Annotated in this window: 16 protein-coding genes; 10 read left to right on the forward strand and 6 right to left on the reverse strand. The window is 72.8% G+C overall.

The window, feature by feature from the left end:
- Positions 1–34 precede the first annotated feature (34 nt).
- Together ACZ7LS_RS12570 and ACZ7LS_RS12575 are read right to left on the reverse strand one after the other, a co-directional pair.
- A complete protein-coding gene (locus ACZ7LS_RS12570) occupies positions 35–1,615 on the reverse strand; it encodes a glycerol-3-phosphate dehydrogenase/oxidase (RefSeq protein WP_382877789.1) in 1,581 nt (526 codons plus the stop codon).
- Positions 1,612–2,211: a TetR/AcrR family transcriptional regulator gene (locus tag ACZ7LS_RS12575; RefSeq protein WP_382519187.1), complete on the reverse strand. Its 600-nt coding sequence runs from the start codon at positions 2,209–2,211 to the stop codon at positions 1,612–1,614. Before ACZ7LS_RS12575 ends, ACZ7LS_RS12570 begins: the two co-directional genes overlap by 4 nt.
- 97 nt (positions 2,212–2,308) lie before the next feature.
- On the opposite strand from ACZ7LS_RS12575, the gene ACZ7LS_RS12580 reads away from it, so the two are divergent.
- From ACZ7LS_RS12580 to ACZ7LS_RS12620, 9 genes are all read left to right on the forward strand, one after another.
- On the forward strand, positions 2,309–3,928 hold the full coding sequence (locus ACZ7LS_RS12580; RefSeq protein ID WP_385129604.1) for an FAD-binding oxidoreductase: 1,620 nt from the start codon (positions 2,309–2,311) through the stop codon (positions 3,926–3,928).
- A 2-nt stretch (positions 3,929–3,930) separates the two neighbouring features.
- The gene (locus tag ACZ7LS_RS12585; protein WP_382665402.1) at positions 3,931–4,812 is read left to right on the forward strand and encodes a diacylglycerol/lipid kinase family protein; all 882 of its coding nucleotides are present in this window, start codon (positions 3,931–3,933) and stop codon (positions 4,810–4,812) included.
- 191 nt (positions 4,813–5,003) lie between these two features.
- Entirely contained in the window at positions 5,004–5,456 is a 453-nt protein-coding gene (locus ACZ7LS_RS12590; RefSeq protein WP_385129606.1) for a hypothetical protein, read from the forward strand.
- A 136-nt stretch (positions 5,457–5,592) separates the two neighbouring features.
- A complete protein-coding gene (locus ACZ7LS_RS12595) occupies positions 5,593–6,765 on the forward strand; it encodes a substrate-binding domain-containing protein (protein WP_385129608.1) in 1,173 nt (390 codons plus the stop codon).
- Between the two features lie 100 nt (positions 6,766–6,865).
- Positions 6,866–8,230: an ABC transporter substrate-binding protein gene (locus ACZ7LS_RS12600; RefSeq protein WP_385129611.1), complete on the forward strand. Its 1,365-nt coding sequence runs from the start codon at positions 6,866–6,868 to the stop codon at positions 8,228–8,230.
- 43 nt (positions 8,231–8,273) lie between these two features.
- Entirely contained in the window at positions 8,274–9,323 is a 1,050-nt protein-coding gene (locus ACZ7LS_RS12605; protein ID WP_382665410.1) for a carbohydrate ABC transporter permease, read from the forward strand.
- Positions 9,320–10,195, forward strand: a complete 876-nt coding sequence (locus tag ACZ7LS_RS12610; protein WP_382519173.1) for a carbohydrate ABC transporter permease — start codon at positions 9,320–9,322, stop codon at positions 10,193–10,195. The genes ACZ7LS_RS12605 and ACZ7LS_RS12610 overlap by 4 nt, the downstream gene beginning before the upstream one ends.
- Positions 10,196–10,239: 44 nt before the next feature.
- Positions 10,240–11,268: a hydroxyacid dehydrogenase gene (locus tag ACZ7LS_RS12615; protein ID WP_385129614.1), complete on the forward strand. Its 1,029-nt coding sequence runs from the start codon at positions 10,240–10,242 to the stop codon at positions 11,266–11,268.
- Entirely contained in the window at positions 11,265–13,208 is a 1,944-nt protein-coding gene (locus ACZ7LS_RS12620) for a DUF2264 domain-containing protein (protein WP_385129616.1), read from the forward strand. The genes ACZ7LS_RS12615 and ACZ7LS_RS12620 overlap by 4 nt, the downstream gene beginning before the upstream one ends.
- A gap of 108 nt (positions 13,209–13,316) precedes the next feature.
- Here the strand turns inward: ACZ7LS_RS12620 and ACZ7LS_RS12625 are convergent, their stop codons facing one another.
- From ACZ7LS_RS12625 to ACZ7LS_RS12635, 3 genes are all read right to left on the reverse strand, one after another.
- Complete coding sequence (locus tag ACZ7LS_RS12625) at positions 13,317–14,663, reverse strand: 6-phospho-beta-glucosidase (protein ID WP_385129618.1); 1,347 nt, start codon at positions 14,661–14,663, stop codon at positions 13,317–13,319.
- Positions 14,664–14,843: 180 nt separating this feature from the next.
- Positions 14,844–15,539 carry a hypothetical protein gene (locus ACZ7LS_RS12630; protein ID WP_385129619.1) on the reverse strand — a complete coding sequence of 232 codons (696 nt, stop codon included), beginning with the start codon at positions 15,537–15,539 and terminating at the stop codon, positions 14,844–14,846.
- Positions 15,539–16,147, reverse strand: a complete 609-nt coding sequence (locus ACZ7LS_RS12635) for a SigE family RNA polymerase sigma factor (RefSeq protein WP_129766472.1) — start codon at positions 16,145–16,147, stop codon at positions 15,539–15,541. Before ACZ7LS_RS12635 ends, ACZ7LS_RS12630 begins: the two co-directional genes overlap by 1 nt.
- 364 nt (positions 16,148–16,511) lie before the next feature.
- Here ACZ7LS_RS12635 and ACZ7LS_RS12640 point away from each other — a divergent pair, with 364 nt between their 5' ends.
- Complete coding sequence (locus tag ACZ7LS_RS12640; RefSeq protein ID WP_382519163.1) at positions 16,512–18,203, forward strand: lysyl oxidase family protein; 1,692 nt, start codon at positions 16,512–16,514, stop codon at positions 18,201–18,203.
- A gap of 61 nt (positions 18,204–18,264) precedes the next feature.
- Here the strand turns inward: ACZ7LS_RS12640 and ACZ7LS_RS12645 are convergent, their stop codons facing one another.
- Positions 18,265–21,120 (reverse strand): glycoside hydrolase family 3 C-terminal domain-containing protein, encoded by a 2,856-nt coding sequence (locus ACZ7LS_RS12645; protein WP_385129622.1) that lies wholly within the window; start codon positions 21,118–21,120, stop codon positions 18,265–18,267.
- Positions 21,121–21,285: the final 165 nt, after the last annotated feature.

The following is a 21,285-nucleotide window of genomic DNA, read 5'->3' on the forward strand; positions in this document are numbered from 1 at the left end:
TGGTCCGCGCTCCCGGGCCGGGGCAGGCGCCCGCTCAGCTCCCCGTGGCGGAAGCCGCCGCGGCCAGCGCCTCGTGTGCGGCGTCCAGCGCGGCGGCGCGGTCGGCCGGTACGAGGCCGACGCGTGTGCGGCGGTCCAGGAGATCGGACACGTCGAGAGCGCCCTCGTGCCGTACCGCCCAGACGAGTTCGGCCCGCGTGACGTCCAGGCCGTCGGCCACGGGGGCGCGCAGATGTGGTTCCCGCTCCCCCAGCGCGTGGATCGCGGTCGCCTCCGTTCCGTAGCGTTCGATCAGCCGACGGGGGGCGGAAAGAGCCGCCAGCGTGGCCCGTGAAGCGGCGCCGGCCAGGGGAAGGCGGGCGGTGCCGCGGCCGGGCGGGGCGTTCAGACGGCTGGCGGCCAGTGCGGCGTCGACGGCGTCCTGGGCCATCCTGCGGTAGGTGGTGAGCTTGCCGCCGACGACGGTCACCACCCCCTCCCGGGAGGTCACCACGGCATGCCTGCGAGAGAGATCGGAGGTCGGCGGACCGGCTGACTCCGCCCCGCGGGAGGTGTCCAGCAGCGGCCGCAGCCCCGCGAACGCGCCCACCACGTCACGACGGCGGACCGGCGTGTCCAGTACGGTCCCCAGGATGTCGAGCAGGAAGCCGATGTCGGACTCCGGCACCTCGGGCACGTCCGGCACGGGGCCGTCGACCGGTTCGTCGGTCAGGCCCACGTACACCCTGCCGTCGTCCTGCGGGACGACCAGCACGAAACGGCTCGTCTCTCCCGGGACGGGGATGTGCAGACCGGTGTGCGGACCGGCCAGGCTCTCCGCGCGGAGCACCAGATGGGTGCCGCGGGACGGGCGGAGCCGGATGTCCTCGACGAGCCGGCCGGCCCAGACGCCGGTGGCGTTGATGACCATCCGGGCCCGGATCCGGGTTTCCTGCCCGGTCAGTTCGTCGCGTACGAGCGCTCCGGTGCCGGTGACGGACAGCGCGCGCGTGCGGGTCAGCACGCGGGCGCCATGACCGGCGGCGGTACGCGCTATCGCGGTGACGAGCCGCGCGTCGTCGACGAGCCGGCCGTCCCAGGAGCACAGTCCGCCACGCAGGCCGTGGACGCGCAGGCCGGGTGCCGCCCGCAGCGTCTCGACGGCGGACAGGCGCCGCGGGCCGGGCAGCGTGCCGCGAGCCGTGCCGGCCGCCGCGCGCAGAAGGTCACCCGCCCGCAGTCCGGCCTCTGCGAGGGCGGCGCTCCGGCGTGAGGTGAGCGCGGTCAGCGGCATGACGAAGGGCTGGGCGCGTACGAGATGGGGAGCGGTGCGTTCCATCAGCACCCCGCGTTCCACCGCGCTCTCGTGGGCGATGCCGACCTGACCCGACGCCAGATAGCGCAGTCCGCCGTGGACGAGCTTGGAACTCCAGCGAGAGGTGCCGAACGCCAGGTCGTGCGCGTCGATCGCGGCGACCGACAGACCGCGGGAGGCGGCGTCCAGCGCCGTACCCGCGCCGGTGACACCGAGGCCCACCACCAGGACGTCGACCGCTCCCCCCTCCGCCAGTCGGGCCAGCTCACGGGAGCGGCGTGCCGCGTTGAGCGAGAAGTCCGGGCGGGCGCCGGGGCTCATGGGGCCAGGGTCCTTTCGAGAAGGTGCCGGAGTTCGCCGTGGAAGGCGGCCTCGCTGAGCTCGGGGTCGGCGTCGTCGGCCATGGTCCGCGTCGAGAACACGAACGACTGGAGCACCAGCAGCAGGCAACGCGCCTGCCGCACCGGGTGGTCCGCGCGGATGGAGCCGTCCGCGTGGCCGCGCCGCAGGGCGTCCTCGATGAACTCCAGCACCCTGTCCTGGCTCGCGCCGCGCCGGTCGAAGAGGTAGGGGAGCAGCAGTTCGGGGTCGACGTCGAGGATCTTGCGCAGCAGGGGGTGGTCGCGCAGCGCCTGGAGTCCGGCCACGAGAGTGTCGACCAGGTGGGGGCGTGTGCCCCGCCTTCCGTCGTCCGGCGGGACCGCCCCCAGGGTGACCGCCACCCATTCACGTGTCATGACGTCGCCGACGAGTGCCCGGACATCGGGCCAGCGCCGGTAGAGCGTCATACGCGACACCCCTGCCCTGCGGGCGACGTCGGTCAGGGTCGTTCGTCGCACACCGACCGCGAGGACGCAGTCCCGCGCCGCGTCGAGGACAAGATTGTCATCCCGCGGGGTGTTTCGTTTAGGCGTCACATGTCACAGTGTAACGACGGGAACGGCGACGGCAAGCGGCAGCGCGGCCGTTTCCTGGCCCGGCGGCCGCGAGGACAGAGGACGAGCGAGGAGACAGATGGACCCGGCGCAGATGCTGTGGAGCGGATGGGGAGACCCGGGCAGGGCGGCGCCTCTGCCCCGTCAGATCACCGACGTACTGGGCGAACTGCTCGGCGTGCGGCCCGTGGACGGACGGCCGGTGGAGCTGACGGCCGTGGCGCCGCGCGTGGGCCGGCTGGCCCCCGACGCCGAGGAAGCGGTCCGGCGGATCGTGGGAGCGGAACACGTCCTCACCGACGCCGAGAGCCGGGTCCGCCACACCCGCGGCAAGTCCACCACCGACCTGCTGCGCATCCGTGCCGGGGCGGTCGGCGACGCGCCCGACGCGGTGGTCCTGCCCGGTGACCACGACGAGGTGGAGGCCGTCCTGCGGGCCTGCTCCCGGCATCGGGTCGCGGTCGTCCCCTTCGGGGGCGGCACCAGCGTGGTCGGTGGCCTCGCCCCCGGCACCCCGGGCTGTTTCATCGCTCTCGACCTGCGCAGAATGAACCGGCTGACCGCCCTGGACACCGTCTCCCGCACCGCGGTCCTGGAACCCGGGCTGCGGGGGCCCGAGGCCGAGGCGCTCCTCGCCGAACAGGGCTTCGCCCTCGGCCACTTCCCCCAGTCCTACGAATGGGCGACGATCGGCGGATTCGCCGCCGCGCGTTCGAGCGGCCAGGCGTCGGCGGGCTACGGCCGCTTCGACGACATGGTGACGGCCCTGCGGGTGGCCACACCCCGGGGGACCCTCGACATCGGGCGCGCTCCGCGGTCGGCCGCCGGGCCGGACCTGCGGCAGCTGGTGCTGGGCTCCGAGGGCGCGTTCGGCGTGATCACGGCGGTGACGGTACGCGTGCACCCCGCTCCCGCGACCCGTGCCTACGAGGGCTGGAGCTTCGGCTCGTTCGCGGCGGGCCGGGACGCGCTGCGGGCGCTCGCCCAGGACGGGCTGCCGCCCACCGTGCTGCGGCTGTCCGACGAGACCGAGACCGCCATCGGCCTGGCCGACCCCGGCGCCATCGGCACCGCTGCCGGCCCCGGCACGGGCTGCCTGGCGGTCGTCGGCTACGAGGGCACCGGGGCGGAGGTGCCGGAACGCAGGACGCGCACCCACGCCGAACTGCGCGAGCGCGGCGGGGTGTTCCTCGGCGAGGCACCCGGGACGAAGTGGGCCGAGGGCCGCTTCTCCGCGCCGTATCTGCGTGACGCCCTGCTGGACATCGGGGCGTTCGCCGAGACGCTGGAGACCGCCGCCTTCTGGTCCGGCATCCCCGCGCTGTACGAGAACGTACGGACCGCGCTCTCGACCACCCTGGCCGGCGCGGGCGCTCCCCCCGTGATCATGTGCCATGTCTCGCACGTCTATCCGACGGGCGCGTCGCTGTACTTCACCGTGCTCTGCGCACAGGGCGACGACCCGGTGGCGCTCTGGGCGCTCGCCAAACGGGCGGCGGGCGAAGCGATCCTCGCGTCGGGCGGCACCATCAGCCATCACCACGGTGTGGGTACCGACCACCGCGACTGGTACGCGCGGGAGATCGGCCCGCTGGGCGTCGAGGTCCTTCACGCGGTGAAGGACCGGCTCGATCCGTCCGGCATCCTCAATCCCGGCATCCTGCTGCCGCCCGTGCCGTCCCCGCCCACCGGAGCGTAGCCATGCGACAGTTCACGGCCGTCGTCAACCCGAGCGCGGGAGGCGCGAGATCGGCGGCGGCCCTCATCCCCCTCGCCGGACTGCTGCGTGCGGGAGGCGCCGAGCTGGAAGTCGAGTACAGCCGCGGTCTCGGCCACGCGCGCGAACTGGCCCTGGAAGCCGCCGGACGGGACCGGATCGTGCTGGGCGTCGGGGGTGACGGCCTGACGGGCCGCGTCGTCGGCGCTCTCGCGGGGACCGGCGCGGTCGGCGGCATCGTGCCCGCCGGCCGGGGCAACGACTTCGCCCGCGCGGTCGGGCTGCCCGCCGAGCCGGCCGGGCTCGCCGAACTGCTCCTGCGCGGCGAACCGAAGGCGACGGACGTCATCGAGGTCGAGTCGGCCGTTCACGACCGTCTGCCCGTACTCGGCAGCGTCTACGCCGGCGTCGACGCGCTGGCCAACCGCCATGCCAACCGAAGCCGTCTGCTGCGCGGTGCCGCCTCCTACTACGCGGGAGGGCTGCGTGCCGTGACGAGCTGGCGGCCGGCCGGTTACCGCGTCACCGTCGACGGCACCGTCCACCACCGCAGGGGATTCACCGTCGTCGTGGCCAACTCCGGTTACTACGGCTTCGGCCGGCGCATCGCCCCCGCTGCGGCCGTGAACGACGGCCTGCTCGATGTCGTCATCATCCACGAGGCCTCCCGTCTGCTGTTCTTCGCCGTGATGAACGAGCTCAGGAGCGGCGGGCATGTGCACCGGCGGCAGGTGGAGACCCTGCGAGGGCGTGAGGTGCGGATCGAGTGCGACCGGGACCTCCCCTACGGCGCGGACGGCGAGGTCGAGGCCGGTCTGCCGGTCACGGCACGCGTTCTGCCAGGAGCCCTGAACCTGCTGTCCTGACCCGACCCGGCCCGTCCTCCCGCTGGCGGTCCTCGGGCGCGATCTCGCACGGCCCGCGCCCGAGGCTCTTTCGCCTGTCCACGGAGCCGCCGGCTTCACTTGTGGGGAGTCTCCCGGAAGCCGCCCGTCCGGTGAAAACCGTGACTAATGTCCGGCACATGGCAGATAAATCGAATACGCGTACAAAAAGAATGGCGATCACGGTCGCGGGGACGGCGGTCGCGGTGATCCTCGGCGTTGGCGGAGCGATCGCCGCCGCGGCCCCGGACAGTGGCGCCGCCGGCCAGGACACGAGGCTCACGCAGGACGTGACCGGCGGGACGGACAACGGCGGAACCGGCGAAACGGACAGCGGCGGCGTCAGCGGTTCCGGGGGCACCGAGCCGACGGCCGCACCCACGGACGAGGTATCCCCCGAGCCCTCCCCGGCTCCCACGGATGACGGCGGCGGCGTCAGCGGCTCGGGAGGCACCGAACCGACATGGGATCCGACGAGCGGCCCCAGTTCCTCCCCCGGCACCCCCGCGAGCCTTGAGGAACTGGCCAGGCGCATCGACGAACTCGACAGCAAAGTCGGCCAACTGCCCACGAAGAAGGAGCTGGCCGACGCCTTGCGGGCCTTCGCCGACCAGTTGGAGGGCTGACCTGCGCCTTCAGGGCCCCCCGGCCCACCGGGCCGCCGCCCGCGCGGCGCGGCGGTCGCTATGCTGCCGCTCCAAGCGCTCATACGAAACATTCAAACGAACAGAGCGCGGTGGCAGCGGCAAGGGGGCCAACAGTATGCGGGAGCCGGTCGAGCTCAGGCGTCAGCGGATCCTGGCGGTGGTGCGGTCGCGGGGCGCCGTGAAGGTGAGTGTCCTCGCCGCTGAGCTGGATGTCTCGGTGGTCACGGTCCGCCGGGACATCGAGGAGCTGGCCCGCGCCGGGCGGCTGCGGCGCGGGCACGGCGTGGCCCGCGCGGTGGGGACGGTCGAGGAGGTCACGGTCCCGCCGGCGCGGGCCGAGGAGCCGGGGCGGGAGGGCGGTCCGGTCGCGCTGGTGGTGCCGGAGCGGCATTCGTATCTGTATGAGGCGGCGTACGGCGCCCGGCCGGTGCTTGAGGAGGCCGGGATGCGTATCGCCCTGCAGATCGCGCCGCAGGCGCCCGGTGCGGAACGGCCCCTGGTCGAAGCGGCGCTGGCGGCCGGCGCGCGGGGGCTGCTGATCGCCCCGAGGTGGCGCGGCGCCACCTCGGAGGCGGCGGACTACGGCTGGCTGTCCGAGGTGGCGGTGCCGACCGTGCTGATGGAGCGGCGGCCCCGGCCGGGCAGCGCGCTGCACGCCCTGGACTCGGTGTGTTCCGATCACTGGTACGGGACGTATCTCGCGGTCGATCATCTGGTCGCGCTGGGCCACCGCCGGATCGTGCTGGCCGCCCGCGACGACAGTCCCACGGCGCGCAGCGTGCGCCGCGCCTTCGCCGAGATCGCCGCCGCCCGGCCCGAGGTGGAGGACTGGTCGGTGGTCCTCAGCTCGCCGGACGCGGTGCCGGGTCCGGAGGATGACGACGGCACCCGGCTCGGCGACGCCCCGCGTGACCGCACCCCCCTGGACCTCGCCGCGCTGCTGGCCGGGCGCCGGGCCACGGCCGCCGTGCTGCACGGCGACGTGGACGCGCTGATGCTGGTGCAGCGGCTCGCGGACCAGGGGGTGCGGGTGCCCCGTGACTGCTCGGTCGTGGCGTACGACGACGTGGTGGCGGCTCTGGGCAGCACCCCGCTGACGGCGGTGTCCCCGCCCAAGGCGGAGGTCGGGCGGGCCGCCGCCGAACTGCTGCTGTACCGGCTGGCCCGGCCGCTCGGCGCCGGGGATCCGGTACGCAGGGTCGAGCTGTTGCCCACACTGAAGGTGCGCGGATCGACGCGGCCGCCGGTGTCCCGTCCGGCCGCCGTTCCAACCCTCGCAGAAAACTGAGCGTTTGACCGCTTTCATTTTCTTCTGAGCGATCTATTGACCCTTTCCGATCAGCCGATCAGGATTCCCCGTGTCTCATACGGAGCCGCGGGAGGCGCCCATGCCTGGTCGACAGAGCCGTCGATCCGTGCTCGCCACGATCGCCGCGCTGCCCCTGTCAGGTGCGCTCAGCGCCTGCACCGGGGGCGGCGCGGACTCGGGGTCGCGCAGCACGAGCAGTACGAACACCATCTCCACGAGCGGTAAGCGGGCCACACACGTCACCTTCTGGTCCGCCCTGCGCGGCAGCCAGGAAGTGGTGGACGCGTTCAACCGGAGCCAGGACCGGATCCGGGTCGACTTCCAGCAGGTGCCCTCAGGGGGCCAGGGCGGTTACGCGAAGCTCAGCAACGCCGCCCGCGCGGGCAACGCGCCGGACATCGCCACCATCGAATATCCCCAGGTGCCCGGCTTCGCCATCGACGGGGTCGCCCGTGACATCACGGATCTGATCAGTGCCGGCCTGCGCGCCAAACTGCTGCCGCAGGCGCTCGGCCTGACCACCTTCGAGAAGCGCGTCTTCAGCCTGCCGCTCGACATCGAGCCGATGGTGATGCACTACCGCGCCGATCTCTTCAGGGAGTACGGACTCGAAGTACCCCGCACCTGGGACGAGTTCGAGGACGCGGCCAGAACGGTACGGAGCGCGGCGCGCGACCGGCGTCTCGCGCTCTTCGCCACGGACGGCGCCCCGCAGCTCGCCTCGTTCGCCTGGCAGGCGGGCGCCCAGTGGTTCACCACCGCGGGCGGCGCCTGGAACGTCTCCCTCACCGACGCGCCGACCCGCCGCGTCGCGGCGTACTGGCAGCGGCTGATCGACCAGGACCTCGTCTTCGTGAACCCGGTGGAGAGCCGGCAGAGCGACGCCCAGATCGGCAGCGGAAAGGTCCTGGCCCGGCTCAGCGGCGCCTGGGACGCCGGGGCGCAGATGAAGGCCCGGCCAGGCCAGAAGGGTGAGTGGGCCATCGCGCCGCTCCCCCAGTGGGACCCGGCCAGGCCCGGCGTCGGCACCCATGGCGGCTCCACCTTCGCGGTCACCAAGGACAGCCGGCACCCCGAGGCGGCCATGGAGTTCATCGAATGGCAGATCTCGCACCCCGACGCGCTGCGCGCCCGGCTCGCCAGCGGCACCAGCAGCCAGTATCCGGCGGCGCCCGGCCTCGTCGCCGTCGGCCGCGAGGCGTTCGACCGCTCCTACTACAGCGGCCAGGACATCTACCGCCTCTTCGACGACGAGGCGCGCAAGATCCGTGACGGCTGGGTCTGGGGCCCTCGGATGACGGCCACCATGAAGGTCATGCAGGACGGGTTCGCACGGGCGAGCGGCGGCCAGGGCTCGCTGATCGAGGCGGTGCGCGCGGCCCAGGAGGGCACCATGCCGGATCTGAAGGCACTGGGTCTGGCCACCACCGAGCGCAGCAGCTGACGCGCGGCCCCCGTTCCAGCAGCAGAAAGGCAGGTGACACCCCATGAGCAACCCCGTCAGCAAGCCCCTGGCCGGCTCGCCCGCGACCGTCGCGACGGCCGGTGGACCGGTCACCGCGACGGCGCCGGCCATCGCCGTGACCGGCGGACCGGGCCGTACCACCGCGGCGCCGGCGGGCGGCGGCCGGAAGTCCGCCCGTCGCCGTGAACTCGGCGCCGCCGGCGTCCTGATGACCCCCTTCTTCGTCCTTCTGGTGACCGTCTTCCTGATCCCCGTCGCGACGGCCGTCTGGCTGAGCTTCTTCAGCGACGACCAGCCGGGACTGGGCTTCGGCCCGGAGCGCACGGTCTTCGCCGGACTGCGCAGCTACACCGCGGTCCTCACCGATCCGACCTTCCTCGCCGGACTCGGCACCGTCGTCCTGTACTGCGTGGTCTACATCCCCCTGCTGGTGATCGGCGCGCTGGTCCTGGCGCTGCTGCTCGACTCCGGGGTGGTACGCCTGCGGTCCTGGGCCCAGCTCGGACTGTTCCTGCCGCACGCCGTGCCCGGCATCATCGCCGCCCTCATCTGGCTCTACCTGTACACGCCCGGCATCAGTCCGGTGATCGAGCTGCTCGGCAGGGCCGATATCACCGTCGACTTCCTCGGTGTGCACACCGTGCTGCCGTCCATCGTGAACATCGCCCTGTGGAGCAACCTCGGCTACAACATGGTCGTCTTCTACGCCGCGCTCCAGGCCGTACCGCGCGAGGTCATCGAGGCGTCGGTCGTCGACGGAGCGGGGCCGGTGCGTACCGCCCTCCAGGTCAAGACGCCGCTGGTGCGTTCGTCGGTCGTGATGGTCGCGATGTTCACCCTGATCTTCGCTCTCCAGCTCTTCACGGAGCCGGTGCTGCTCAGCCAGTCCACCCCGATGATCAGCTCGCGCTTCTCGCCCAGCATGTACATCTACGACGCGGCGTTCACCCGTAACAACTACGGTCTGGCGGCCGCCGCCTCCGTCGTCCTGCTGCTCTGCACGATCGCCCTCTCCTACGGCGTGACCCGCTGGACCAATCGCGTCAACGCCCAAGAGGAGGCCGCCCGATGAGCGCGACCGGCACCACCACCACCGCCGCCTTGCTGCGTCCGCGGCTGCTCGGCCGCTCGGTCGTCAACCTGGTCGTGGGCGTCTCGGTGCTCTACACACTGCTGCCGGTGCTCTGGCTGGTCCTGGCCGCCTCCAAGAGCCGCGACGCGCTGTTCAGCAGCGATCTGCTGTCGCTGAGCGACTTCGCCTTCCTGCGCAACCTCAAGGACCTGTTCGCGATGGACGGCGGGCTCTACAGCCGGTGGTACGGCAACAGCCTGCTGTACGCGGTCGTCGGCGCGGCGCTCGGTGCGCTGGTCTCCATCGCCTGCGGCTACGCGTTCGACAAGTACCGGTTCCGCCACAAGGAGAAGCTGTTCGGTCTGGTCCTCGCGGCCGTGATGGTGCCGCAGACCGTGCTCGCGCTGCCGCTCTATCTGATGGCGTCGGGCACGGGCCTGGTGAACACCTTCTGGTCGGTCTTCATCCCGGTGCTCTTCAACCCCTTCGGCGTCTATCTGGGCCGGATCTTCAGCCAGGGGTACGTGCCCAACGAGGTCCTCGAAGCGGCACGGGTGGACGGCGCCGGTGAACTGACCACCTATGTACGGGTCGCCCTGCGGATGCTCGGCCCCGGGCTCGTCACGGTCTTCCTCTTCCAGCTCACCGCGATCTGGAACAATTTCTTCCTTCCGATGGTGATGCTCTCCGACCAGGACCTCTATCCGGTGAGCCTCGGTCTCTACACATGGAACAGCTCCGCCTCCGTCTCCCCGGAGTACTACCCCGCGGTGATCATGGGATCGCTGCTCGCTGTCCTGCCGCTGATCCTCGCCTTCGCCCTGCTCCAGCGCTTCTGGCGGTCGGGCCTCACCGCCGGCGCAGTCAAGTAGCCGGCCGGACCCGCCGGCCGCCGTCACCCCGTACCAGGAGAGAGATGCCCACCGCACCGACCGTACGTGTCCGTCCGCGCGCCGCCCTCGCCATGAAACCGGATGCCGCCGCCGCGGTGCTCGGGCCCGAGACCCTGGCCGCGCTCGGCGCGGTCTGCGAGCTGACACCACCGCCCGTCCTCGACGACTTCACCACCGACCGCGCCCGCGCCACGCTCGCGGACGTGGAGATCCTCGTCACCGGCTGGGGCTGCCCGCCCCTCGACCAGGCCGTACTGGACCTGGCGCCCCGGCTGCGCGCCGTCGCGCACACGGCGGGGACCATCCGCGGACATATCACCGAAGCCTGCTGGGAACGCGGCATCGAGGTGTCCTCGGCGGCCGCCGCCAACGCCCTGCCGGTGGCGGAGTACACCGTCGCGATGATCCTGCTCTCCGGCAAGCGCGCGCTGGAACGGGCCCGTGCCTACCGCGGCGCGCGCGACCGCGACGACTGGCTGGGCATGGACGGCGCCGTGGGCAACTACGGCCGTACCGTGGGGATCCTGTCCGCCTCGCTGATCGGCCGGCGCGTCATCGAGCTGCTGCGGCCGTACGACTTCCGGGTGCTGCTGCACGATCCCTATGTCTCCGACGAGGAGGCGGCGGCGCTCGGTGTCCGGCCGGTCGGGCTCCGCGAACTGTTCGCGCACAGCGACACGGTGAGCGTCCACACCCCCCTGCTGCCCGCCACGCGCGGGCTCGTCAGCCGGGAACTGCTCACCTCCATGCGCCAGGACAGCGTGCTCATCAACACCTCGCGCGGCGCCGTCGTCGACCAGGACGCCCTCACCGATGTCCTCGGGGCGGAGCGGATCCGGGCCGTCCTCGATGTCACGGAGCCGGAGACGCTGCCGCCGGACCATCCGCTGTGGACCTGCGAGAACGCGCTGATCACTCCGCATCTCGCCGGTTCGCAGGGCAATGAGACCCGGCGTCTCGCCGATCTGGCCGTCGGCGAGGTCGAACGCTGGGCCGTGGGCGACGGTTTCACCCATGCCGTACGACGCGAAAGGCTGGCGTTCCTCGCATGACCTCCCCCCTCGTACCGCCCGCGTTCCCGGGGCCCGCGTTCGAACTCCCCGCCGAGGACCGGACGCTGAGCCCGTACACCGGATACACCCGCGCGCACTGGGAAGCCGCGGCGGACGGTCTGCTGCGGGCCGCCTGGCGGTGGGCCACCCCGGGCCGCGCACTGCTCGATCTGCCGGGAAGGCCCTCCCGTTCGGGCGTGCGCTCGGACGGTCTGGAGGGCTACGCCCGCACGTTCCTGGCCGCCGCCTTCCGGGTGGCGGGCGCGGGGGGCGAGGACCCGCACGGCTGGCTCGACCGGTACGCGGACGGGCTCGCGGCCGGTACCCGTACCCCGGGACGGCACGACACCGAGTCCTGGCCGCTGATCCTCGACCACCATGTCCAGGGCCAGCCGATGGTCGAGTCCGCGTCCGTGGCCCTCGGGCTCCGGCTGACCAGGGCCTGGCTCTGGGACCGGCTGGACTCCGGGGTGCGGGACCGTGCCGAGGAGTGGCTGCGCGGCGCGCTCCGGCACACCCCCGCGCCCAACAACTGGTATCTGTTCCCCTACACGGTGGCCGGGTTCCTGGAGTCGGTGGGCCGCGGCGACGCGGAGACGGCACGTGCGCGGAAGCGGGCGCGCGACCTGATGGAGGGGTGGTATCGCGGGCAGGGCTGGTACTCCGACGGGGACGGCCGCGCCTTCGACCACTACAACGGCTGGGCCCTGCACCTGTATCCGGTACTGGACGCGCTGCCGGCCGGTGACGCGGAGATGTCCGGCGCGGAGGCGTCCCCTGCCCCGCCGTACGGCGACCGGCTGCGCGAGCATCTGGAGGGCTTCTCGCTGCTGTTCGGCGCCGACGGGGCGCCGATCCACTTCGGCCGCTCGCTGACCTACCGGTTCGCGGCGGGCGCGGCGGTCGCCCTGGGCGCCGTCACCGGACACACCCCGCTCACGCCCGGGGTGTCGCGGCGGCTGGTGAACGGTTCGCTGCGCTACTTCCTCGACCGCGGCGCGACCGGTACGGACGGCCTGCTCAGCCTGGGCTGGCACGGTCCGCACGACGCGACACTCCAGTCCTACTCGGGTCCCGCCTCGCCGTACTGGGCGTCCAAGGCGTTCGTCGCGCTGCTCGCCCCCCGGGACCACCCGCTGTGGACGGCCACGGAGGAAGCCGCGCCCAGTGAGGGACCCGACCGGGTGCTCGCCCTCTCCGCGCCGGGGCTGCTGGTGCACTCCACCCGGGCGGACGGGATCGTACGGCTGCACAATCACGGCAGCGACCACATCCGGCCGCACGAGGGCGAGTCGGGCGTGGCGGACGATCCGCTCTACAGCCGGCAGTCCTACTCCACCCGCACCGGCCCGACGGCGGCGGCGAACGTCGCGGACAACCAGGTGGTGGTGGAGATCGCGGGGGCCGTCAGCGGGCGGCGCCGGATCCGGCCGCTCGGGGCGGGGGGCGGCGACGGCTGGGGCTGGGCCGCCTCCGCTCATCTGCCCGTCTTCACCAAGGGCGCGCCCCTGGTGCCCGGGCTGCGGGTGGAGAGCGTGACCGTGGCCCGTGGCCGGTACGAACTGCGCGCGCACCGCGTGCTCGGCGCGCCGCCCGGGGCGCGGGTGCGGCAGACGGGCTGGGCGACCGGCCCCGAGGAGACCGTACGCTCCGCCCTGCACGGTCTGCACGGCTGGGAGACGCGCGACGAGGTCCGCGCCCCGCAGGGCACGGCGTACACCCGGTGGGCGATCGTCCCCCGGCTGACCGGGGAAGCGGAGGGCACGGCGCTCTTCGTGGCTCTCGCCTCGCTCACCGGCGAGCCCGGCGCGGCGCCGTTGGCCGAGGCGGTGAGCGAGGTGACCGTGGCCGCGGACGCGGGAACGGTCGAGGTGAGGTGGGCGGACGACGGGTCACGGACGCGGATCGCCTTCGACCCGCCGGCGGTCGGGCACGGATAGGGAGCCGGGTACGCGGCCGGGGCACGCTCGTCGCGCCGCCCGGCGAGCGGGGCCCGCGCCGCCCGGCCACGCGGGCCCCGTCTCGGCCGGCCGGGCGGTGGCCGCGGTCTACGGCCGGTTCAGATAGGCGAGGCCGGGGTGCGCACGCGTATAGCCGTCCACGAGACGCCGGGCGACGCCGACGGAGTCCACCAGCGGGTGCAGGGCGAACGCCTTGGCCGCGGTGGCGCGCGAGCCGCTCTCGGCGGCGGCCAGGACCTCGCGCTCGACGGCCTTGACCCCGCAGACCAGGCCGGTCGCGTGGTGCGGCAGAGGGGAGACGGCCAGTGGATGGGCGCCGTTCGCGTCCACGAGGCAGGGCACTTCGATGACGGCGTCCTCGTCCAGTACGCGCAGAGTGGTGCGGTTGCGGACGTTGAGGATGAGCGTGGCGCGTTCGTCGCGGGCGATGGCGCGCATCAGGGCGAGGGCGACCTTCTCGTAGCCGCCGGACTCCAGGTCACTGGCGTCCCGTTCGCCGACGCCCGCCGTCTCACGGTTGGCCTCCATGTACGTGGCCTCGCGTTCGGCGCGGGTACGGTCCCAGGCCGCGAGCGCGGGGGCGCCGGGCCGCTCCATCTCGTCGTAGAAGCGCGCCTGCTGGTCGCGGAGGAAGGCGCCGCGGGTCCGCTCGGCCTCCTGGTAGGCGCGTACCGCTTCCCGGTTGAAGTAGTAGTAGTGGAGGTACTCGTTGGGGATCGCGCCGAGGGACTGGAGCCATTCGGTGCCGAAGAGCCTGCCCTCCTCGAAGGAGCCGAGGGCTTCGGTGTCGGCGAGCAGTCGCGGCAGTTCGTCGCGTCCGGCGACGCGCAGCCCGCGCAGCCAGCCGAGGTGGTTGAGGCCGACGTAGTCGGCCGACGCCTTGTCCGGGTCGGCGCCGAGGGCGCGCGCGACGCGCCGGCCGAGGCCCACGGGCGAGTCGCAGATCCCGATCACACGGTCGCCGAGATGCCGGGACATGGCTTCGGTGACCAGGCCGGCGGGGTTGGTGAAGTTGATGACCCAGGCGTCGGGGGCGAGCCGGGCGACGCGTCGTGCGATGTCCACGGCGACGGGGACGGTGCGCAGTCCGTACGCGATGCCGCCCGCGCCGACCGTCTCCTGGCCCAGTACGCCCTGGTCCAGGGCGACGCGCTCGTCGGCCGCGCGGCCTTCGAGTCCTCCGACGCGGATGGCGGAGAAGACGAAGTCGGCGCCGTGCAGCGCCTCGTCGAGGTCGGTGGTGACCGTGACGGCCGGTGCGTCGGGGACGGACGCGGCCTGCTCGGCCAGCACGCGGGCGACGGCCGTGAGCCGCGCGGCGTCCAGATCGTGGAGGGTGACGTCGGTGACACGGCCCTCCGCGTGGTCGCCGAGCAGTGCCCCGTACACCAGCGGCACCCGGAATCCGCCGCCGCCGAGAATGGTGAGCCTCACGCCTGTACCGCCTCCGGTGCCTGAACCGACTTCATATCTGACCCGCCCGCACACCGGCCTTCCCCGGCGCGGTGCGGGTCGCCGTGGCGCCTTCGGGCGGGACGGGCTGACGCGTTCGCTCGGCCGCACGCCGCGGACAGCCGCGCCAATCTTGCCACTTCCGCGGGGGTGGGCGGTCCGCTACCGCGTCCCGGTGAAGTCCCCCCGGACTTCTGCGGACCCGCCCGAGCCGGCCGCGATCGCCGTGTACCGGTCGTCCCCGGCGTCCCGCGCGCCCTCCGCGTGGTTGTACTGCGCCGCGAAGACATGCTCGCCCGCCGAGACCGTCACCCCGTCCTTGAGCGTCCACCGGTAGACCAGCGCGCCGGCCTCCGGGCGTATGGACACGGTGAAGTCCTCCTCGGGCAGCGAGCGCCAGGAGCCGGTGTTCCGTACCCCTCCGGTCTGCGCGACACGCAGTTCGAGGGTGAGCGAGGTCAGCGGCCGGTCCGTGCCGAGCGTGATGTTGCTCTGTGCCCAGTAGGCGTTGCTGTTCGGGTCGACCACGCCGTCCGACCGGAGATAGCCGTCCCGGGCGCCCGTGGGCGGGCTGTCGGGCGCCCGGCTCGCCGGGCCGGAGGTGGCCGCCACCGTCCCCGCCGGATCAGTGCCGCCGTCCAGGGCGGTGACGAGGACGAACGCGCCGGCGGCGAGGACACCGGCCGCCGCTGCCGCCGCCGTGGTGACCCGGGGCCAGGACGCCGGGCGGTGGGCCGGCGCCCCGGCGGGGCGTGTCTCCGGTGCGGCCATGCCCCGTTCGACGCGCGCGAGCATCCGCTCCCGGTCCGGGCGGTGGGCCCGCGCCGCCTCCTTCAGCCGCCTGTGCAGCTCGTCCATCAGCCCCTGCCTTCCGCACGTGTCGAGGCGCGCGCGGAACGGCGGGCCGGGGTGGGCGCCGCGGCTCGCTGCGAGGCCACCGTGGCCTGCACCTCTTCCGCCGTGGCGCCCGGCCCGAGCAGCCGCCCCAGCTCGGCCATCCCCCGCGACGACTGGCTCTTGACCGTGCCCACCGAGATGCCCAGGGCGAGCGCCGTGTCCCGTTCGGAGAGGTCCAGGGCGTACCGCAGCACCACGCAGGCACGTTTGCGGAACGGCAGGCGCCGTAACGCCGCCTGGACGTCGAGGACGGCCGGCACGTCCGGATCGTCGAAGCGCTCGCCCCGCTGCGACCAGAAGAGCGAGACGCGGCGGCGCTCCCGTACGGCGCTCCTGATCCGGGAGCGGGCCAGATTCGCGACCACCCCGCGAGCGTACGCGACGGGGTGATCGGCGGCCCGTACCCGGTCCCAGCGGCGCCACATCGCGAGCAGGGCGTCCGAGGCGAGATCGTCGGCCGTGTCCGCGTCGCCCGTCAGCAGATAGGCCAGCCGGGACAGTTCGGCGTAGTGCCGCTCGAAGAACGCGTGGAACTCGGCAGCGGTGGCGTCATCGACCACTGTGCCCACGGAGCCGCTCCTTGTCCGCTGTCCGCTCCCGCACCGGCCGTTCCCGCCGCGGCGGGACTGCGCGAGCCCAGCATTCGCGTGGCTCCTCCCCCAGCTGTCCCTGTGACCGCTCTAGCACAGCCCAGGGGTTCAGGGGGAAGGATTCACGTCTCATGGCCTGATCCACGATTCGTCGCACAATTCCGGCCAACCATCGGCGACTTATGGGTCCGCGGGCAACCCGAAGTAGCGCACTCCTGATCTGACAGGTGACACATAGATGACGCATAGGGCCCGTCACGAAACATCGGGATATTCCCGGTCGACGGCTCCCGCGCCGTCCGTGCGCACCACTGTTGTTGTGGCACTCGCAGACGAGGAACCGATGACCAGACCTCACCACCACAGCCGTACGAAGCGATCGGCGATCGCCGGCGGAGCGGCGCTCGCGGTGATCGCGGGCGTGGCCGGAGCCGCGCCCGTCGCCGGAGCGGCGGCCCCGGCGGGCCCCAAGCTCTCCCTGATCGCCGCCTCCGACTCGGTGATAATCGACCGCTACGAGGGCGAACCGGGCGTCTATCTCGACCTCGGCACGTATGTCACCGCCGACGGCGGGCCCCTGGAGTTCAAGGTGACGCGCAAGTCCTACAAGGACCCCGTGGTCGCCAAGCAGATCATCCACGAGGGGAAGAAGACGCGGTCCAAGACCCTGCCGAAGGGGCTCGTGAAGGACTTCTCCGGTCTGCCGGGATTCCTCCAGGTGACCGTCAGCGACGCGGCGGGCGCGGCGGTCGTGAAGACGACCGAGACGTTCTGCCCGAACAACGCCTCGGGCCGGATCCGTCCGGACGCGCCGTCCACCTCGAAGTATCCCGAGAGCTGCTCCACGAACCCCTTCACGCTCGGTTCGGTGTGGGGCGTCGAGAACGGCTGGGCGACCAACACCAACCTGGGCTACTACTCCGAGCCGGTCGACCTGCCGGCCGGGGAGTACACCGCCAAGGTGTCCGTCACCAAGAAGTACCGCGACCTGTTCGGCATGCCCAGCGCGTCGAAGTCGATCAAGGTGACGGTGCGCGACCGCAAGTGGGAGGACGGGGGCGGGGTCGGAGCGGCGCCGTCGGCAGCCAGGGCCGCGGGTCACGGCGGTGGCCACGGCGGTCATGGCGCGCCGGCCGGGCACCCCGGTGCCTCGGCGCACACGAGCAGCAACGGCCGCGGGGCCGACGCCCCGGCGCCGCCCGCGCTGCCGAACGCTCTCACGTCCGGCAAGGGGACGGGCCATCTGGGCGACGGCCCCGGGCACACCGACGGTTCGCGGATCGCGCCCGCGCTCAAGCCCAACGCGAAGCGTCCGACCGGCCGCGCGAGCGTGCCCGATGTGCCCAAGCCCGATCTGCGCGCGCTGCCGGCGTGGGACATCTCCATCACCGACGGCGAGGACGGGGACATCCCCGGCAAGGACTATCTGGCGTTCAGCGCCAATGTGTGGAACGCCGGTCCCGCGCCGCTGGTCGTGGACGGTTTCCGCAGTCCCGGCAAGGACCTGATGGACGCGTACCAGTACTTCTACGACGCCAAGGGCAAGCAGGTCGGCTACGCGCCCGCCGGCACCATGGAGTGGGACGCGCGGCAGGGCCACGAGCACTGGCACTTCACCGACTTCGCCAGCTACCGCCTGCTGCGCGCCGACAAGAAGGAGGCCGTGCGCAGCGGCAAGGAAGCCTTCTGCCTGGCCAACACCGACGCCATCGACTACACGGTGAAGAACGCCAACTGGCACCCGAACAACACCGATCTGTCCACCGCCTGCGGTGTGCAGAGCTCCATCTCCGTGCGTGAGGTGCTGGACGTCGGCTCCGGCGACACCTACACGCAGTACCGCCCCGGTCAGTCGTTCGACATCACCGATCTGCCGAACGGTACGTACTACATCGAGGTGCTCGCCAACCCCGAGCGCCGGCTCCACGAGACCAGCCTGACCAACAACACCGCGCTGCGCAAGGTCGTGCTGAGCGGCAAGACCGGCGCCCGCAAGGTGTCCGTGCCCGCGCATGACCTGATCAACGCTCCCTGATCGACGGCCCTTTGACGGCCAGGGGGTCCGGGCGGCGTCGCCCGGACCCCCGTCCGCGCGCTCAGCCGGTGACATCGATCCGCGCGAGGCGCAGCGGCCCGCGCAGGGTGACCCTGAGGTCGTGCACGCCCGACAGCGGGAGTCCGGCGCGCGGGGTGGTTTGGTAGTCGTACGGCCCGCCGCCCGCCCTGACCTCGATCACCGCGCGTGCCCCGCCGTCGGCCGTGGTCAGTGTGACCTCCCCCTCGCCCGCCGCGTCGAGGGTCACGCCGCCGGCGCCGTCCCCGAAGTCGCAGTCCTTGAAGAGCAGTTCGCCCGCCGCCCGCCCGCCGCCCGTGCCGAGCGGGGTCACCGCGTCGCCCGACACCCTGGTCCGGTCGACGATCTCGGTGCCGGTCTGCTCGTCGTAGTCGGCCGCGGCCAGTCCGTCGCGCCGCAGGTCCCTGGCGCGCGGGGCGTCGCCCGGGACGGTGAGCCGGACGGAGCGGCGGATGTCCCCGCTGGAGGCGGCGGCCTCGAAGACGTACGTTCCGCCCGGTACGGTCCAGGTGCCGCGCGCCACGTCGTAGTGGCCCAGTTCGTCTCTCGTGACGGCCAGCTCGATGGTGCGGGTGCCTCCCGGCGCCAGTGATACACGGGCGTGCGCGACCAGTTGGCGGTGCGGACGGGGGACGCGCGGGGCGGCCTCCCTCGCGTACAGCTGCAACACCTCGTCGGCGGCGCGGGTGCCCGTATTGGTGACCGTGACGCGTGCCCGCAGGCTCGGGCCGACCTCCAGCCGGTCGTACCGGAACGAGGTGTACGACAGCCCGTGGCCGAAGGGGTACAGCGGGGTGCCGTCGAAGTAGAGATAGGTCTGACGCGAGCCGATGATGTCGTAGTCGAGCAGTCCGCCGGGATCCGCGTCGTCCGCGTACCAGGTCTGGGGCAGCCGTCCCGCCGGTGAGACATCGCCGGCCAGTACCCGCGCGAGCGCGCTGCCCGCCGCCTGGCCGCCGTGGGCGGTCCACAGCAGCGCGGGGAGCCGGGCCTGCGCGTCGGCCACCGCGTACGGATAGCCCGAGGTCAGCACGAGCACCGTGCGCGGGTTGGCGGCGTGGGCGGCCCGCCACAGCCGGTCCTGGCACGGCGGCAGGGCGAGGGTGCGGCGGTCCTCGGTCTCACGGCCGTTGATGTGCGGGTCGTTGCCCGCCACGACGATCACGACGTCGGCGTCGGCGGCGGCGCGTGCCACGGCGTCCTCACCGTGCTCGACGACGACGATCTCGAAAGGTGTGCCGCTGTCGGCAACCTTCAGGCCGTCGGCGGCGACCGATACGTATCCGCCGGTCCCCGCGTGTACAAGGAGGTGCCCGCCCTCGTGCTCTTCGAGCCGGAAGGTCTCCTGGACCACCCAGCCGCCGGGCTGTTCCGCGGAGGCGCGTACGTACCCGTCCTCGGCGACGGACAGATAGCGTCCTCCGGGCGCGCGCAGTGTGATCAGCCCGTTTCCCCAGTCGGTCAGGGCCAGTTCGGTGGCCTCGCGGGGCCCGGCGGCGTCGCAGGTCAGCGGCGGGAGGTCGGTGCGCCCCGCCAGCAGCGCGGGGTCGAGCGCGCCCTCGGCGCCGCGCGCCTCCCCCGCCGTCTTCTCCGCCGTCCCGGCACCGGGCACCCGGACCCAGCCGCCCGTCATGGCCCTGAGCCCGATCCGGTCCGCGCCGTCGGCGAAGGTGACGCGGTCGGTGCCGAAGCGTTCACGGAGCCCGTCGAGCGGGGTGGACCGGTGGATCAGGGTGCCGCTGTACCAGTCGAGCTTGCACTCGTCGGCGAGCGGACCGACCAGCGCGATACGGCGGCCGGGCGCGATCGGCAGCAGGCCGTCGTTCTTCAGCAGCACGACGGCCTGCTCGGCCGCCTCCTGGGCGAGCGCGCGGTGGCCCGGGGTGTCGAAGGCCGAGGTCTCGCGGTGCGGGTCGCGTTCCGGGTCGAACTCCCCGAGCCGGAAGCGCACCGTCAGCTGTCGTCGTACCGCCGTGTCGATATCGGACGCGTCGATCAGGCCGCGCTCCAGCGCACGGCGGATCCGGCCGGTGATCACGGACGCGTCGGTGCCATGGTCGGTGAAGCTGTCGACGCCGGCGCGCAGCGCGGCGGCGGTGGCCTCCTCGTGGGTGTCGAAGTACGCCTCGGCGTCGACCAGGTTGCTGGGCGCGCCGGCGTCGGAGCAGACCAGCAGTTCCTGGTCGGTCCAGCCGCGCAGATGCTCGCGCAGCGCGGGCGAGAGATGGTTGGGACGCCCGTTGACCAGGTTGTACGCGGGCATGACCCCGGCCACGGCGCCCGCCTCGACGGCTCCTTTGAAGGCGCGCAGATCGTATTCGCGCAGCACGCGGGGGCGGACGGAGGAGGAGGTGGTGGCCCGGTCCGTCTCGTTGTTGTGCGCGAGCCAGTGCTTGAGCACCGGCGCCGTGCGCCAGTAGTCGGGGTGGTCGCCGCGCAGGCCCCGGGTGTAGGCGGTGGCGAGGACGGAGGTCAGCCGGGGGTCCTCCGCGTACCCCTCCTCGTTGCGTCCCCAGAGCGGGTTGCGGAGCAGATTCACCGTCGGGGCCCAGACGTTGAGCCCGACCCGGCCGTCCCGCGCGCGCATCGTCCGTATCTCACGGGAGACGGCCTCGCCGACCCGGCGCACCAGTTCCTCGTTCCAGGTCGCGCCGAGCCCGACGGCCTGCGGGAAGACGGTCGCGGGCCCCATCCAGGCGACTCCGTGCAGCGCTTCCTGTCCGGTGCGGAACGCCGCGACGCCCAGCCGCTCGACGGCCGGGGCGAACTGATGCAGCAGGGCGGTCTTCTCATCGGCAGTCAGCCGTGCGAGCAGATCCTCGACGCGCGCGGCACGGGTCGCCCGGGGGTCACGGAAGGGCGGCTGGTCCTCGGTCACGGGCGGTTCTCCCTGGGGAAGGTCGGTGGGGCCGAACGAGCCGGAAGGGGCTGTCGATCGACTTTCGAAGCGCTTCGATGCTCCGAGTCCGCCGGTCGGCTGTCAAGACATCCTCATGCGCCGGACACCGGCGAGTCATCCGGCCAACTCCGCTGTATCTCAGGC

Source organism: Streptomyces sp. NPDC039430 (assembly GCF_055639435.1).

What these genes read in the sequence shown, in the direction of transcription:
- ACZ7LS_RS12570 (WP_382877789.1), bottom strand. Translation starts at nt 1,615, where the DNA reads ATGAGCCCCGGCGCCCGCCCGGACTTCTCGCTCAACGCGGCACGCCGC.
- ACZ7LS_RS12580 (WP_385129604.1), top strand. Translation starts at nt 2,309, where the DNA reads ATGGACCCGGCGCAGATGCTGTGGAGCGGATGGGGAGACCCGGGCAGG.
- ACZ7LS_RS12585 (WP_382665402.1), top strand. Translation starts at nt 3,931, where the DNA reads ATGCGACAGTTCACGGCCGTCGTCAACCCGAGCGCGGGAGGCGCGAGA.
- ACZ7LS_RS12590 (WP_385129606.1), top strand. Translation starts at nt 5,004, where the DNA reads ATGGCGATCACGGTCGCGGGGACGGCGGTCGCGGTGATCCTCGGCGTT.
- ACZ7LS_RS12595 (WP_385129608.1), top strand. Translation starts at nt 5,593, where the DNA reads ATGCGGGAGCCGGTCGAGCTCAGGCGTCAGCGGATCCTGGCGGTGGTG.
- ACZ7LS_RS12600 (WP_385129611.1), top strand. Translation starts at nt 6,866, where the DNA reads ATGCCTGGTCGACAGAGCCGTCGATCCGTGCTCGCCACGATCGCCGCG.
- ACZ7LS_RS12605 (WP_382665410.1), top strand. Translation starts at nt 8,274, where the DNA reads ATGAGCAACCCCGTCAGCAAGCCCCTGGCCGGCTCGCCCGCGACCGTC.
- ACZ7LS_RS12610 (WP_382519173.1), top strand. Translation starts at nt 9,320, where the DNA reads ATGAGCGCGACCGGCACCACCACCACCGCCGCCTTGCTGCGTCCGCGG.
- ACZ7LS_RS12615 (WP_385129614.1), top strand. Translation starts at nt 10,240, where the DNA reads ATGCCCACCGCACCGACCGTACGTGTCCGTCCGCGCGCCGCCCTCGCC.
- ACZ7LS_RS12620 (WP_385129616.1), top strand. Translation starts at nt 11,265, where the DNA reads ATGACCTCCCCCCTCGTACCGCCCGCGTTCCCGGGGCCCGCGTTCGAA.
- ACZ7LS_RS12630 (WP_385129619.1), bottom strand. Translation starts at nt 15,539, where the DNA reads ATGGACGAGCTGCACAGGCGGCTGAAGGAGGCGGCGCGGGCCCACCGC.
- ACZ7LS_RS12640 (WP_382519163.1), top strand. Translation starts at nt 16,512, where the DNA reads ATGACCAGACCTCACCACCACAGCCGTACGAAGCGATCGGCGATCGCC.